Annotated in this window: 9 protein-coding genes; 4 read left to right on the forward strand and 5 right to left on the reverse strand. The window is 65.0% G+C overall.

What is annotated here, in order from left to right; all coding sequences use genetic code 11:
* Nucleotides 1-4 precede the first annotated feature (4 nt).
* Nucleotides 5-958: an ABC transporter permease gene (locus NOV72_RS13710; protein ID WP_106855149.1), complete on the forward strand. Its 954-nt coding sequence runs from the start codon at nt 5-7 to the stop codon at nt 956-958.
* A gap of 34 nt (nt 959-992) precedes the next feature.
* On the opposite strand, the gene NOV72_RS13715 is transcribed toward NOV72_RS13710, so the two are convergent.
* Together NOV72_RS13715 and NOV72_RS13720 are read right to left on the reverse strand one after the other, a co-directional pair.
* Nucleotides 993-2,387: an MFS transporter gene (locus NOV72_RS13715; protein WP_106855150.1), complete on the reverse strand. Its 1,395-nt coding sequence runs from the start codon at nt 2,385-2,387 to the stop codon at nt 993-995.
* A 232-nt stretch (nt 2,388-2,619) separates the two neighbouring features.
* Nucleotides 2,620-2,874, reverse strand: a complete 255-nt coding sequence (locus NOV72_RS13720; RefSeq protein WP_106855151.1) for a DUF6723 family protein — start codon at nt 2,872-2,874, stop codon at nt 2,620-2,622.
* 287 nt (nt 2,875-3,161) lie between these two features.
* Between NOV72_RS13720 and NOV72_RS13725 the strand changes: the two genes are divergently transcribed.
* The gene (locus NOV72_RS13725; protein WP_106855152.1) at nt 3,162-8,036 is read left to right on the forward strand and encodes a response regulator; all 4,875 of its coding nucleotides are present in this window, start codon (nt 3,162-3,164) and stop codon (nt 8,034-8,036) included.
* A gap of 16 nt (nt 8,037-8,052) precedes the next feature.
* Here NOV72_RS13725 and NOV72_RS13730 read toward each other — a convergent pair whose 3' ends face one another.
* Both NOV72_RS13730 and NOV72_RS13735 read right to left on the reverse strand, forming a co-directional pair.
* On the reverse strand, nt 8,053-9,855 hold the full coding sequence (locus NOV72_RS13730) for a GGDEF domain-containing protein (RefSeq protein WP_106855153.1): 1,803 nt from the start codon (nt 9,853-9,855) through the stop codon (nt 8,053-8,055).
* A gap of 132 nt (nt 9,856-9,987) precedes the next feature.
* Entirely contained in the window at nt 9,988-11,106 is a 1,119-nt protein-coding gene (locus NOV72_RS13735) for a 3-deoxy-7-phosphoheptulonate synthase (protein ID WP_106855331.1), read from the reverse strand.
* Between the two features lie 168 nt (nt 11,107-11,274).
* On the opposite strand from NOV72_RS13735, the gene NOV72_RS13740 reads away from it, so the two are divergent.
* Both NOV72_RS13740 and NOV72_RS13745 read left to right on the forward strand, forming a co-directional pair.
* Nucleotides 11,275-11,949 (forward strand): HAD family hydrolase, encoded by a 675-nt coding sequence (locus NOV72_RS13740; RefSeq protein ID WP_106855154.1) that lies wholly within the window; start codon nt 11,275-11,277, stop codon nt 11,947-11,949.
* 30 nt (nt 11,950-11,979) lie between these two features.
* Complete coding sequence (locus tag NOV72_RS13745; protein WP_245933033.1) at nt 11,980-13,008, forward strand: aldose epimerase family protein; 1,029 nt, start codon at nt 11,980-11,982, stop codon at nt 13,006-13,008.
* A 7-nt stretch (nt 13,009-13,015) separates the two neighbouring features.
* Here NOV72_RS13745 and NOV72_RS13750 read toward each other — a convergent pair whose 3' ends face one another.
* Entirely contained in the window at nt 13,016-14,152 is a 1,137-nt protein-coding gene (locus tag NOV72_RS13750) for a porin (protein ID WP_106855156.1), read from the reverse strand.
* Between the last annotated feature and the right edge of the window lie 180 nt (nt 14,153-14,332).

Below are 14,332 nucleotides of genomic sequence, written 5' to 3' on the forward strand. Positions count from 1 at the left end.
TGTCATGAAGAAGAACCTGCCCATTCTGATCGCGCTCGTCGCGTTGCTCGTGCTTGGCGTGACGCGTTACGAGCATTTTCTGTCGGCGTATAACGTGACGTCGTTCTGGCGATACAACTCGATGTTCCTGTTGATATCGATCGGCATGGCGTTCGTCATCATCACGGGCGGCATCGATCTGTCGGTCGGTGCGGTGGCTGCGCTCGCGAGCGTCGTATCGGCGCTGGCGAGTCCGTACGGCGCGTGGGCGGGCGTGCTCGCGGGAGCGTTCGCGGGGCTTGCGGTCGGCGTGTTGAACGGGCTCGTCATCACGCACATGCGCATTTTGCCGTTCATCGTCACCTTGGCGACGAGTCTCGGCGCGCACGGGCTCGCGCTTCTGCTCGGTCATAACGACGCGGTGGCGATATCGTCGGATATGAACTTCGCCGCTTTCGGGCAAGGCGATTTTCTGGGTCTGCCGATTCCGGGGATCGTGTGCGCGGCGGCGGCGGTGATCGGGTGGATCGCATTGCGCAGCTCGCGCTTCGGGCGCCATGCGCTCGCGATCGGCGGCAGCGAAGAGGCTTCGCGGCTGATGGGCCTGAACGTCGATCGCACGCTCGTCTTCGTGTATGCCGTTTCGGGCTTGCTCGCGGGCATCGCCGGCGCGATTCTGGCCGCGCAGTTCGGCGCCGGACAGCCGAACGAAGGCGTCGGCTGGGAGTTGTTCGCGATCTCGGCGGTGGTGCTCGGCGGGACGCGTTTGACGGGAGGCGAAGGTTCAATCGCGATGACGATCGCCGGTGTCGCGCTGCTCGGGCTCGTGTTCAATCTGCTGAACTTCGAGAACGGGCTGGGGTATATCTCGCTGTCGGCGTATTGGCAATCGGTGATTCGCGGGTTGTTTCTGTTGCTCGTGATCGTGTTGCAGGCGCGGGTTTTGGGGGCGAAGAAGGCGATGAGGGTGGCGCGTTGAGATGCGCCACCCTCACAAGAGCGAACAATCCCCCTCAAGCGTGCCGATGCTCCGCCAACCCTTCATGCGCGACTTCCCCGGCACGCGTCGCTGAATTTGCCTTCGCCCCGGGAATCTCCCTTCCGCGCAACGAACACCCGACCGTCTCCGTAACGAACACCAGCGCAATCGCGCCGACCGCGCAAGCGCCCATCATGTAATACGCCGGCACCAGCGTGCTGCCTGTGCGGCCGATAAGCCAGTCGGTAACCATCGGCGCGGTGCCGCCGAAAATCGACGTCGAAACGTTATAGGCGATCGCCATGCCGGCATAACGCGCCTGCGTCGGAAACATGGCGGGGAACATCGCCGAGATGCTCGCGAGTTGCGGCACGTAGAGCAGCCCGAGCACGCCGAGGCCGATCAGCGCGCCGGCGATGCCATGCGACATCAGCGTGAACATCGGCACTGCCGCGACGAAGATGCCGGCGAGCGAAAGCCACCACACCTTCTTGCGTCCGATGCGATCCGACAGCGCGCCCGCGAACGGCAGCAGCACCATCATCGACAGCATGCCGATCAAGGGCAGCAGCAGCGAAAGGTTGTCGCTCATGCCGAGTTCCTTCTTCATGAACGTGGGCATATACGCGAGCAGCACGTAGTTCACGACGTTCAGCGCGACGACCAGCCCACCCAACTGCAGCAGCGGCCTCCAGTAGTTCGCGAAGAGTTCGCGCAGCGGCACGCCCGCATGATGTTCGCGCTCCGACGCTTCGGCGCACTCGCGGAACACGGGCGTGTCCTCCATCTTCGAGCGCAGATACAGACCGATGAGACCGAGCGGCGCCGCGACGAGAAACGGCAGGCGCCAGCCCCACGCGTGCATCGCGTCGTTGCCGAGAAGCACCGAGCAGCCGAGCATCAGAAATGCGCCGAGCGAGAAGCCCGCCAGCGTGCCGAACTCCAGAAAGCTGCCGCAAAAACCGCGTTTGTGATCGGGCGCGTACTCCGCCATGAAGGTCGCCGCGCCGCCGTACTCGCCGCCCGTCGAGAAGCCCTGGATCATCCGCAGTGCAACGAGCGACGCGGGCGCCCACAAGCCGACGCTCGCATACGACGGCAGAAGGCCGACGAGCAACGTCGCCATCGACATGATGAGGATGGTCAGCGCGAGCACATGCTTGCGGCCGAGCCGGTCGCCGAGCGGTCCCCAGAACAGTCCGCCGAGCGGCCGCACGAGAAAGGAGATCGCGAACGTCGCGAGCGCGAAGAGCGTCGCCTGCGCGGTGCTGCCCGGAAAGAGCGCGGCGGAAATATAGGTCAGGCCGTAACTGTAGATGCCGTAGTCGAACCACTCGGTCGCGTTGCCGATGGCCGAAGCCGCCATCGCGCGTCTGATCGGCGCGCGCGACTGCGCGTCTTGCCTCGTGAATGCTTGCACGTCACTCATAGTCGTTGTCCGGATGCGTCGGTGATCCGGTGCTGCGCCCGAATTCGCGCGCCACGCACCGCCTTGAGATCAAGATACAGACGCATGCCGCACGCCTCGCATGTCCTAGGACGATCAATCCGCTGGGGTTTTCCCCGAAGCGCGAGCGATTCTTGCCGATCGACAGCGGATACCGCGAGCGTTCTTACCGCATGGCTCGACGCGTCATAGGACATTCGATGCCGACGCGCAATCAAGGCTCCGGATTGGCAATATCCGCCGTGACGATGCGTCTGCCGAGCGCTTCGGCGGCATGTCGCGCATCGTCGCTGGATTCGAACGGGCCGATCGTCTCGCAGCCATCGAACGGATAGAGCACGCGCTTGTCGCGCTTGCGGACCACCTTGAGCGTGCCGATGTGCATGCCCGTCGCGTTGACCACGTACGACGCGTAGATATCGAAGCCTTCGTAGATTCCTGCTTCGGAAGTGAGTGTGGTTCTGGGCATCGGTCTGGACATGTTCTCGAACGTCGTGGCGGCGTGAGTACGCAATGTGCTTGTGCTGGCATCGGTTTAGCAAAATGCGTTCCGAACGCCCGCGACGTCCCGTCTGACGATCCAGGGAAGCCTCGTCGCGTTTTGCGGGCGACACGATCCAAAGCGTTTTCCGTGCGAGAATTCGACATTGTCCGCGCCGTGAAAACCCGGGCGCGCAAGCGATTCGAATCTCAATACGGGCATTGCCGGCACAGGACGTCGCCGAATCGAAAGACGGGCGAGGAGACCAAGCGTCGATGAAAGCTGACAATCTGATCGCGGACACGAGAATGCACGGGCTCGACCCGAGCTTCCTTCTGGGCGGCGGCGAAATGGGCGCGCTCATCCGCGAGGTCGATTGGACGCAAACGGCGCTCGGCTCGCCCGCGCACTGGCCGCAAAGTCTCAAGACGGCCATCCGCATCATGCTGACGTCGCGCCAGCCGATCTGGGTCGGCTGGGGGCCCGACCTCCTCTTCTTCTATAACGACGCGTACAAGTCGATCATCGGCGGCAAGCATCCGCAGGCGCTCGGCCGGCCGACTTCGGTCGTGTGGCGCGAAATCTGGAACGAGATCGGCCCGTTGCTCGACACCGCGCTCGCGGGCGTCGAAGGCACCTATGTCGAACAGAAGCTCCTCGTCATGGAGCGCAACGGCTTCCCGGAAGAAACGTATTACACGTTCTCGTATAGCCCGATTCCCGACGATCGCGGCGGCGCGGGCGGCATCATCTGCGCGAACAGCGACGACACGCAGCGCGTGCTCGGCGAGCGCCAGTTGAACGCGCTGCGCGAACTGGCGGCATCGACCGCCGACGCGCGCACGTGGCGCGAAGCGTGCGAACGTTCGATGAGCGCGCTCGAGATCGCGTCGCGCGACTTGCCCTTCGCGCTGCTCTATATGGTCGAGCCGGGCGGCGACACGGCGACGCTCGTCGGCGCGTGCGGAATCGGGCCGGAGCATCGCGCCGCGCCCGCGATCCTGCACGCGGCGCACCCGAACCCGTGGCCCTTTCAGGATGCGCTGCGCGACAACGAGGCGCGCATCGTCGCGAATCTGGATCGTCTCATCGACGCGCCGCTGCCCGCCGGCGCATGGAACGTCGCGCCGTCGCGCGCCGTGATCGTGCCCATCGCGCCGTCGGGAGAAACCGGCCGCGCGAGCGTGCTGATCGCCGCGCTCAATCCCTATCGCCTGTTCGACGAAGGGTATCGCGCGTTCGTGAATCTGGTCGCGGGCCAGATCGGCGCGGCGATCGGCTATGCGCACGCCTACGACGAAGAGCGCCGCCGCGCCGAAGCGCTCGCCGAAATCGACCGCGCGAAGACCACGTTCTTCTCCAATATCAGTCACGAGTTCAGAACGCCGCTCACGCTGATGCTCGGCCCGCTCGAAGAACTGCTCGCGAGCCCCGGCCGCGTGAGTCCGGAGGACATGCGGATCGTCGAGATCATGCATCGCAACGGCCTGCGGCTCCTGAAGCTCGTCAACGCGCTGCTCGACTTCTCGCGCATCGAGGCCGGGCGCATCGACATTCACCGGCAGCCGACGGACATCGCCGTGTTCACCGCCGAGCTCGCGTCGCTCTTTCGTTCGGCGATCGAAACGGCCGGCCTGCGCTTCGAGATCGACGTCGGATCGGCGCCCGTGATCGCGAACATCGACCGCGACATGTGGGAAAAGATCGTGATGAACCTGCTGTCGAACGCGTTCAAGTTCACGTTCGACGGCGTCATCGGCATATCGCTGCGCGTGAACGCGGAGCACGGCATCGAGTTGTGCGTGCGCGATACCGGCATCGGCATTCCGGAGCCGGAACTGGTGCGCGTGTTCGAGCGCTTTCATCGCGTCGCGGGCGCGGCGGGGCGGTCGATGGAAGGCAGCGGCATCGGTCTCGCGATGGTGCAGGAGCTCGTCAAGCTGCACGGCGGCACGATCCGCGTGGACAGCACGCCCGGCGACGGCGCGTGCTTCGTCGTCACGTTGCCCGCGCTGCGCGACTCCGCGCTCGCGGAAGATGACGCGCCGCATGCCGAAGCAAGCATTCGCGCCCGCTCGTATGTCGATGCCGCCATGCGCTGGATGCCCGACGCCCACGAGCAGCACGTCGTCGAAAGCGAGGAAGACACGCCGCTTTCCGTGAACGCCACCGACGAGCCGGCGCCCGCCGACGCCCGGCCGGGCCGCGTGCTCGTGGTCGACGACAACGCGGACCTGCGCGACTACATGCGCCGCATGCTGGCCGCGGCGGGCCACGACGTGAGCGTCGCCGCCGATGGCGAAGCCGCGCTCGCGAGCGCGCGGACGGTGCATCCCGAAGTGATCGTCTCCGATGTGATGATGCCGCGCCTCGACGGCTTCGGCCTCCTGCGCGCCTTGCGCGAGGACGAAGCGCTGCGCGAGACGCCGGTCGTGCTGCTGTCCGCGCGCGCGGGCGAAGAAGCGCGCGTCGGCGGTCTCGAAGCGGGCGCGGACGATTATCTGACCAAGCCCTTCGCCGCCCGCGAACTGCTCGCGCGCGTGGCGAGCAATCTGCGCCTCGCGCGGCTGCGTCACGCGACCGAACAAAAGCTGCGCGACGAATCGCGCACGCTGGAGATTCTCAACCGCGTCGGCACGGCGGTCGCGGGCGAGCTGGACCTGAGCCGCGCGGTGCAGGTCGTCGTCGATGCCGCGACCGAGCTGACGGGCGCGGCCTTCGGCGCGTTCTTCTACAACGTGGTCGACGACAAGGGCGCGCACTATACGCTCTACACGCTGTCGGGCGTGCCGAAGGACACGTTCGCCCAATTCCCGATGCCGCGCAACACCGCCGTATTCGGTCCGACGTTTGGCGGCGAAGGCATCGTGCGCTCGGACGACATCACAAAAGATCCGCGCTATGGGCACAACGCGCCGCATCACGGCATGCCGAAGGGCCATCTCGCCGTGTGCAGCTATCTCGCCGCGCCGGTCGTCTCGCGCGACGGCGAAGTGCTCGGCGGGCTCTTCTTCGGCCATCCCGCGCCGGGCGTCTTCACGGAGCGAGCGGAGCGGATTCTTACGGGCATTGCATCGCAGGCGGCGATCGCCATCGACAATGCGCGGCTCTTTCAGGCGGCGCAAGACGAAATCGCCGAACGCACGAAGGCGCAGGACGCGCTGCACGATCTGAACGAGACGCTGGAACGCCGCGTGGCGGATGCCGTCGCGGACCGCGACCGTCTGTGGGATTTGAGCGAGGATCTGTTTTTCGTCGCGAGCTTCGAGGGTGCGCTGTTGCGCGTGAGTCCTTCATGGACGACGCTGCTCGGCTTCGATTCGCAGCGCCTGCATTCGCACACGGTCACGGACCTCGTGCATCCGGACGATGCGCACGCCGCCGCCGCCGAACTCGGCAAGCTGCGCGCGAGCGGCGCGCCGGTGCGCTTCGACTGCCGGCTGCGCCGCTCGGACGGCGGCTGGCGCTGGATCGCGTGGACGGTATCGCTCGATCCGCGCACGCGGCGCATTCACGGCGTGGGCCGCGACGTCACGGCGGACCGCGAAACCGCCGACGCGCTGCGTCACGCCGAAGAAGCGTTGCGCATGGCGCAGAAAATGGAAGCGATCGGCAAGCTGACGGGCGGCGTCGCGCACGACTTCAATAACCTGTTGCAAGTGATCGGCGGCAATCTGCAATTGCTCGCGAAGGACGTCGCCGGCAAGGACAAGCCGGAACAACGCGTAAAAAATGCGCTCGCGGGCGTCGCGCGCGGCGCGAATCTCGCGTCGCAATTGCTCGCGTTCGGCAGACGTCAGCCGCTCGCGCCCAAAGTCGTGAATCTGGGCCGCTTCGTGCGCGGCCTCGACGACATGTTCCGCCGCGCGCTCGGCGACGGCATCGAGATCGAGACCATCGTGTCGGGCGGCTTGTGGAATACGCTCGTCGATCCGTTTCAGGTCGAGAACGCGCTGCTCAATCTCGCGATCAACGCGCGCGATGCGATGAACGCTCACGGCAAGCTCACGATCGAAGCGGGCAATGCCTCGCTCGACGAAACCTACGCGATGCGCAACGCCGACGTTTCGCCCGGCCAGTACGTGATGGTCGCCGTGACGGACACGGGCTCGGGCATGTCGCCCGAAGTGCAGGAACGCGCGTTCGAGCCGTTTTTCACGACCAAGCGCGAGGGCCAGGGCACGGGCCTCGGGCTCTCGATGGTGTACGGCTTCGTCAAGCAATCCGGCGGGCACGTGAAGGTGTACAGCGAGGAAGGACACGGCACGACGGTGCGTCTCTATCTGCCGCGCGCGCGTGAGGAAGAAGACCTGGAAATCAATATCGACGCCGGCCCGGCGAAAGGCGGCAGCGAAACCATTCTCGTCGTGGAGGACGATGAGGAAGTGCGCGCGACGGTCGTCGAACTGCTTGCCGATCTCGGTTATCGCGTGTTGCGGGCGAAGGATGCGCAGAGCGCGCTCGCGATCGTCGAGAGCGGCGCGCCGATCGATCTGCTTTTCACCGACGTCGTGATGCCCGGGCCGCTGCGCAGCACGGAACTCGCGCGCAAGGCGCGCGAACGCGTGCCGGGTATCGCGGTGCTGTTCACGTCCGGCTATACGGATAACGCGATCGTGCATGCGGGACGGCTCGACGAAGGCATCGATCTGTTGAGCAAGCCTTATACGCACGAGGCGCTGGCGCGCAGAGTGCGGCATGTGCTCGGGCAATCCGCGCAGGTATCGGCGCCGGCTGCCGCGAACGGCGATTCGAGCGTGCCGCATGTCGCCCAGGACGACGCGCTGACGCGCATGCGCGTGTTATTCGTCGAAGATGACGAACTCGTGCGCACCAGCACCGCTGAACTGTTGCGCACGTTCGGGCTGGATCTGGCCGACGCGGGCAGCGTCGATGAAGCGCTCGCGTTGTTGCGCGAGCATCGCTTCGACTTGTTGCTGACGGATGTGGATCTCGCCGGGCAATCCGGCGTGGAACTGGCGATTGCCGCCTGTCGCGAGATGCCGGAACTGGGCGTCGTATTCGTGACCGGCTACGATCTCGCGCTCAGCGACGACGAGCGCCGCGCCCTGCCGAAAGCCGTTCAGGTGCGCAAGCCTTTCGATCCGCTGGCGCTGGTCAATGCGTTGAATGCGGCGGTGGCGCGGTAGAGTTCCGTCGAGGCGGTTACATCACGCCCGCATCGAACTCCGCGAGTTCGAGCACCGCGAACCCGCTCGCATGCTCCTTGGCCCACCGCTTGGCCACGGCGGCGACGGTGCTCACATGCGCACTGCCGCGCGCCGCGCCCGGCTCGATGCACACCGCCCCCGCCGACAACCTCACGAACCCATAGAACGTCGGACGCGCCAGCCGGTCTTCACCGTGGATGCCGCCCGCGATCCGCTCCACCGGCGCATAAAAGCGCTTCACGAGTTCGTTGAACGTTTCCATCGCCCGCTCGACGCGCTCGCGCCAGTCGTCGCTCTGAAAGAGCACCAGAAAATCATCCCCGCCGACGTGACCCAGAAAATCGCGTGTCGGTTCGCAAACCGAGGCGAGCGTATTGCCCGTCGCCTTCAGCACTTCATCGCCTTGCCAGTAGCCGTATCGATCGTTGAAGGGTTTGAAGTGATCCAGATCGAAATAACACGCGACGAACGCGGAGCCATTCGCGATCAGCCTGTCGATATGCGAATTGAGCGGGACATTTCCCGGCAAAAACGTCAATGGATTCGCATAGCGCGCCGCTTCGACGCGCACTTCGGTGACCGCGCGCACCATGCTCGCGCCCGTCGCGAGTCCCGCGTAAACGCCGCCATCCGTGACGACGAAGCCATCCGACAGATCGCGCCGATCGTCATCGGCGAACAGCCGCGCGATCTGCTCCAGCGTCGAACCGCGCTCGACCACGAGCGGCGTCAGATTGGCGAACTGCATGCACGGCCGCTTGCCGAACACCTCGCGGTGATACGGCAGCGCGTATTGATCCATGAACGAGCGGCGATTGATGAGCGCGACCGGCCTGCCCGCGTCGACGATCGCGACCGCGTGCAGCGAAGGCATCGCGTTGAAGAGGCGCACGACATCGTCGTTGCGCGACTTCACCGAGAGCGTCGGCGCTTCGACGAGCATGCGTTCGAGCAGCACCGCGTTCATGTCGGCGGTTGCGCTCGTGCGCGTGCGCGCCGGATACACCGAAATCTGCTCCGAGCGCAGCGCGTTCGCGACCGCTTCGGGCAGGCGCGCGTCGGGATCGGCCGCGGGCCGGCCGAGCAGATAGCCCTGCGCGCACGCAATGCCGAGATCGCGCACGATTTCCAGATCCGCTTCGGTCTCGATGCCCTCCGCGATCAGCAACGCGCCGCTCGCCTCGGCGAACGAGACCATCGCCTTCACGGCTTCGAACTTGAGCGGATCGCGGGCGATATCGGCGACGAAGAAGCGGTCGATCTTCACGTAGTGCGGAGCGAGCCGCACCCACAGATTCATCGACGCATTTGCGCTGCCGTAGTCGTCGAGCGCGAATTGCGGACCGGACGCACGCAGCGCGCGCACTCTCGCGCCGAAGCGCTCGGCATCGGCGATCACGCTTTGCTCCGTCAACTCGACGACGAGCCGCTTCGCGTCGAGCCCGCCTTCCCGCGCGAGATCGCCCGGCGCTTCGCATTCGTCGATGCCCGATTCGAGCGCGGCCGCGCTGAAGTTCACGAAGAGAAGCCCGGTGCGCGCGAGCCGCGCGAATGCGGCGATGCAGGCCCGCGCCGCCGCCTGTTCGAGCGCGATGCTGTGCCGCTCGTGCGCGGCCTGCTCGAAGAGCGCCGCGGGCGATTCGAGCGCGGTGCCGGCAGGCCCGCGAATCAGGCCTTCATAGCCGATGATCTCGCCATCCACGAGACGCACGATAGGCTGAAACACCGCCGTCAACGCATTCGCTGCAATGAGCTGCCGGATGCTGCAAGTCTCGGGGACGCATAGGCTGAGGGACATGGGCCTTTTATTCGCTTGAACGGGCTATCGGCACATTAACGGCCCGCTCCGCGACAACTTGAATGAAGCTTTTGTGAAGCGATGCACTCTCCTGGTGCTTCGCTCGCGCCCCTCGCTTCGACGCCGCGTCGGTCAGCCCGCGCGACGCTTTCTCACCGCTTGCGCAAGCAGTTCGAGCACCGGCTCGCTCTGCGTCCAGCCGAGGCACGCGTCGGTGATCGACACGCCGTGCTTGAGCGGCACGCCCGGCTGCAAATCCTGGCGACCCTCTTCCAGATGACTTTCGATCATCACACCGGTGATGCGCCGCTCGCCCGCTTCCAGTTGCCGCGCGATGTCCTGCGCGACATCCACTTGCCGCAGATGCGACTTGTTCGAATTGGCGTGCGAGCAATCGACCATCACCTGCTCGCGCTGGCCGAGCTTGGCCAATGCGCCGCACGCCGCCGCGACGCTTTGCGCGTCGTAGTTCGGCCCGTTCTTGCCGCCGCGCAGGATGACGTGGCAATCGTCGTTGCCGCGCGTTTCGAAGATCGCGGCCATGCCCATCTTCGTCATGCCCATGAACGCGTGACTCGCGCGTGCCGCGACGATCGCATCCGCCGCGACCTGCACGCCGCCATCGGTGCCGTTCTTGAAGCCGATCGGACACGAGAGACCCGAGGCAAGCTGACGATGGCTCTGGCTCTCCGTCGTGCGCGCGCCGATCGCGCCCCACGCGATCAGATCGGCGATGTATTGCGGGCTCAAAAGATCGAGAAATTCCGTCGCGGTCGGAAGGCCCATGCCGCTGATGTCGAGCAGAAGCTCGCGCGCGCGGCGCAGGCCCTCGTTGATGCGGAAGCTGCCGTCGAGACGCGGATCGTTGATATAGCCTTTCCAGCCCACCGTGGTGCGCGGCTTTTCGAAGTACACGCGCATCACGACGAAGAGATCGTCGCGCAAGCGGTCCGCGACTTTCTTCAGGCGCTGCGCGTATTCCATCGCCTGATCGTGATCGTGGATGGAACACGGGCCGACGACCACGACGAGCCGGTCATCGCGGCCATGCAAGATGTTGGCGATGGCCGCGCGGCTATCTTCGACCAGCGTCTGCACGGCGGGCGTCACGGGCAGTTCGTCGAGCAGCAATGCCGGCGAGATCAGCGGACGCACGGCGCCGATGCGCGTATCGTCGATGCGGGTCGTGTCCTGCGTGGAGTCGGCCACGCCAGCCTCCTGATCGCGGGAGGGATTGTCGATGCGGGTCAAGATAAGCTCCGTCATGCGTGATTGATGCAAAATTCAGGGACTTTGTGCGTGGATTCCGCGACACATCCCGTGCGCGGCGCAAACATCCATTATCGCACCTGAGGCGGTCCGCTCGCCCGATCGTGCGTATGATGAAGTCACTTCGGCACACTCAAAAGGGAGCGGAACATGCGCATCGAAACGTCATTCCTGTTCGACCTGGACGGCACGCTCGTCGATAGCGTGTATCAGCACGTGCTCGCGTGGAAGGAAGCGCTCGACGCCGAAGGAATCGAACTGTCCGTGTGGCGCATCCATCGCAAGATCGGCATGAGCGGCGGCCTCTTCACCAATCAGTTGCTGCGCGAGACGCATGGCGAAATCAGCGCGGATCGCGTCGAGCGGCTGCGACAGTTGCATGCGGAAGCGTACAAGCGGCTGCGCGCGCAGGTCTGCCCGCTGCCGGGCGCGCGTGAGTTGCTCGCCGCGCTGACGCAAGCCGGCACCAAATGGGCCATCGCGACGAGCGGACGCATGGAAACCGCGCAGGTCAATCTCGAAGCGTTGGGGGTCGATCCGTCGAAGCAGGTGGTCATCACGCGCGACATGGTCAAGTACGCGAAGCCCGATCCCGATCTCTTCCTCGCGGCGGCCGCGAAACTGAATGTGCCGATCGAGCATACGGTCGTCGTCGGCGACAGCATCTGGGACATGCTGGCCGCGCGTCGATGCCGTTCGCTCGGCGTCGGCCTGCTGTCGGGCGGCTATGGCAGCGACGAGCTGGAGCGCTCGGGCGCCTTGCGCGTGTATGAAGATCCGGCGGACCTGCTGCTGCATCTCGACGAAGTCGCGGCGCGCCCTTGAAGCATGCCGACTCGTGAGATGATCGCGCGCATGACTTCCTCGACTTCCATCGGCGTTCGTCCCTGGGGCGACGCGCATCTCTACACGTTGCGCAATGCATCGGGCATGCGCATCGAAATCAGCGATCTGGGCGCGACGCTCGTTTCATGGCTCGCGCCCGACCGCGAAGGCCGTTTCGCCGATGTGCTGCTCGGCCACGACGCGCCCGCCGATTATCTGAACGGCAGCGCGTTCATGGGCGCGATCATCGGGCGCTGGGCCAATCGCATCCGCGACGGGCGCTTCGTGCTCGATGGCATCGCGCATCAGATCGAGCGCAACGAAGGCGCGAATCATCTGCATGGCGGCTCGGCGGGTTTTCATCGGCAGATGTGGAACGTGCGTGCAGCCGATGACGCGCTCGTCATGACGCTGCATTCGCCCGCGGGCGCGGCGGGCTTTCCCGGCAATCTGGACGTGACCGTGCGCTATGCACTCGACGACGCCGGCACGTTATCCATCGACTACGAAGCCCGCACCGATGCGCCCACGCCCGTCAATCTGACGAATCACGCGTACTTCAATCTGGGCAACGACGCGAGCATTCGCGATCACGAAATATCGATTGCGTCGGATACTTATTTCGCGATCGACGCAACGTCGATTCCCGTCGCACGCGAAGCGGTCGCGAACAGCGTGTTCGATTTGCGCGAGTCCGCATCGATCGGTGCGCGTCTGGATGCATCGCATCCGCAATTCGCGCTCGCGGGCGGCTTCGATCATTGCTATGCGTTGCACGAAAGCGCGAACGAACCGCGCACGGCCGCCGTGCTGTTCGATCCATCGAGCGGACGCGAACTGAGCGTCGCCACCGATGCACGCGGCTTGCAGTTCTATTCGGGGAATTATCTGGAGGGCGTGAGCGCGCGCAATGGCTCGCGCTATCGCAAGCACGCGGGGCTGTGTCTCGAAGCAGGCGGCTTTCCCGACGAGATCAACATGGACGGCGGCGAGCGCGCCGTCCTGCGTCCTGACGCGGTGTATCGTCAGCGCACGCGCTACACGTTGCGCGTGCGCTGACGCGCGATCAGAAGAGGTTGCGCAAGCCCACCGACACGCCCGTCTGATTCGAGCGGCCCGGCAATTCGACATCGGCTGCGCCCGTCACCTTGTTGAAGTCGACGGTGCCATACACTTCCGTGCGCTTCGACAGCGCATATTCCGCCAGCGCGACGCCCGTGTAGCGATTGCCGCTGCCCGTCGCGCCGCCGCCGATGGCCGCGTTCTTCATGTGGTCGTAGTAGAACGCGCCCGTGAGCAACAGCGCCGGCGTGACCTGATACGTGATGCCAGCGAACGGACCGTCGTCGCGGCGGCCCGAGCCCTTCAGGATATCCGTGCCCGACACGAGGCCGCGCTGCTGCAGGATGCTGTCGACGAAACCGGTGTCGTCGGTCGAATGCAGATAGCCGGCATAGAGCTTCACCGCGCCGATGGTATAGACCGCGTTCGCGTTCCAGATCTTCTGCTTGTTCGACGCGTTGTCGCTGTTCTGCTGATAGCCGCCGCCGATGGACAACGGACCCATCGCATACGACGCCGTGAAGCCGTACATGTTGCCCGCGCCCATGTGGCCCGGCACCTGACCCGAGAAACCGCCCGCGCCGGTCGACGTGTAGTTCGTGCCGAACGAGTACATCGCGCCGAGCGTCAGGCCCGCGAACGTGCCGCTGTACTTCACCGCGTTATCCGCGTAGAGACCCGCGCCCAGTGCAACGGGCAGCCATGCGTTCTCGAAGTAGTTGCCGACCGTGAGCGGATCGTAGGTGTCGCCGAGCATGTCGAAGAGCGGTGTCTTCTGGCGGCCGAGCGTCAGCGTGCCGAACTGGTTCGACAAACCGACATACGCTGCGCGGTTGAATGCGCGCGCGCTGTCGGCGTACTGGCCGTTCTCCAGTTCCACGCCGCTTTCCAGCCGGAAGATCGCCTTCAGGCCGCCGCCGAGATCTTCCGTGCCTTTGAAGCCGATACGGCTGTTGGTGATCGCGCCGTTGGTCATGAACACCTTGCCGTCGTTATTGGCGTTGGCGTTCGTGAGATAACGCACGCTGACGTCGGCGACGCCATAGAGCGTGACCGAGCTTTGCGCGAAGGCGGACTGACAGGCGAGCGCGATGACCGATGCACCCATCCCTGCAATGGCGCGCGATGTAATTGTCTTCATGATGTGTTGGAACGTCTATTTATTAGCGATTTTTCGGACTTCGATGCGTCGCCTTTCAGTTCGCTGTCTCAATGGAAGCAGCATCGGCGTGACGCAGGAAGGCACGCGTTTTTTAACACATCAATTGCCGCGTTGCGCGGTTCGTGCAATACGTGTGGTGTTTTACGCAACAGCGCTCGC

The organism is Caballeronia novacaledonica (genome assembly GCF_900258035.1).
GTDB classification, from domain to species: domain Bacteria; phylum Pseudomonadota; class Gammaproteobacteria; order Burkholderiales; family Burkholderiaceae; genus Caballeronia; species Caballeronia novacaledonica.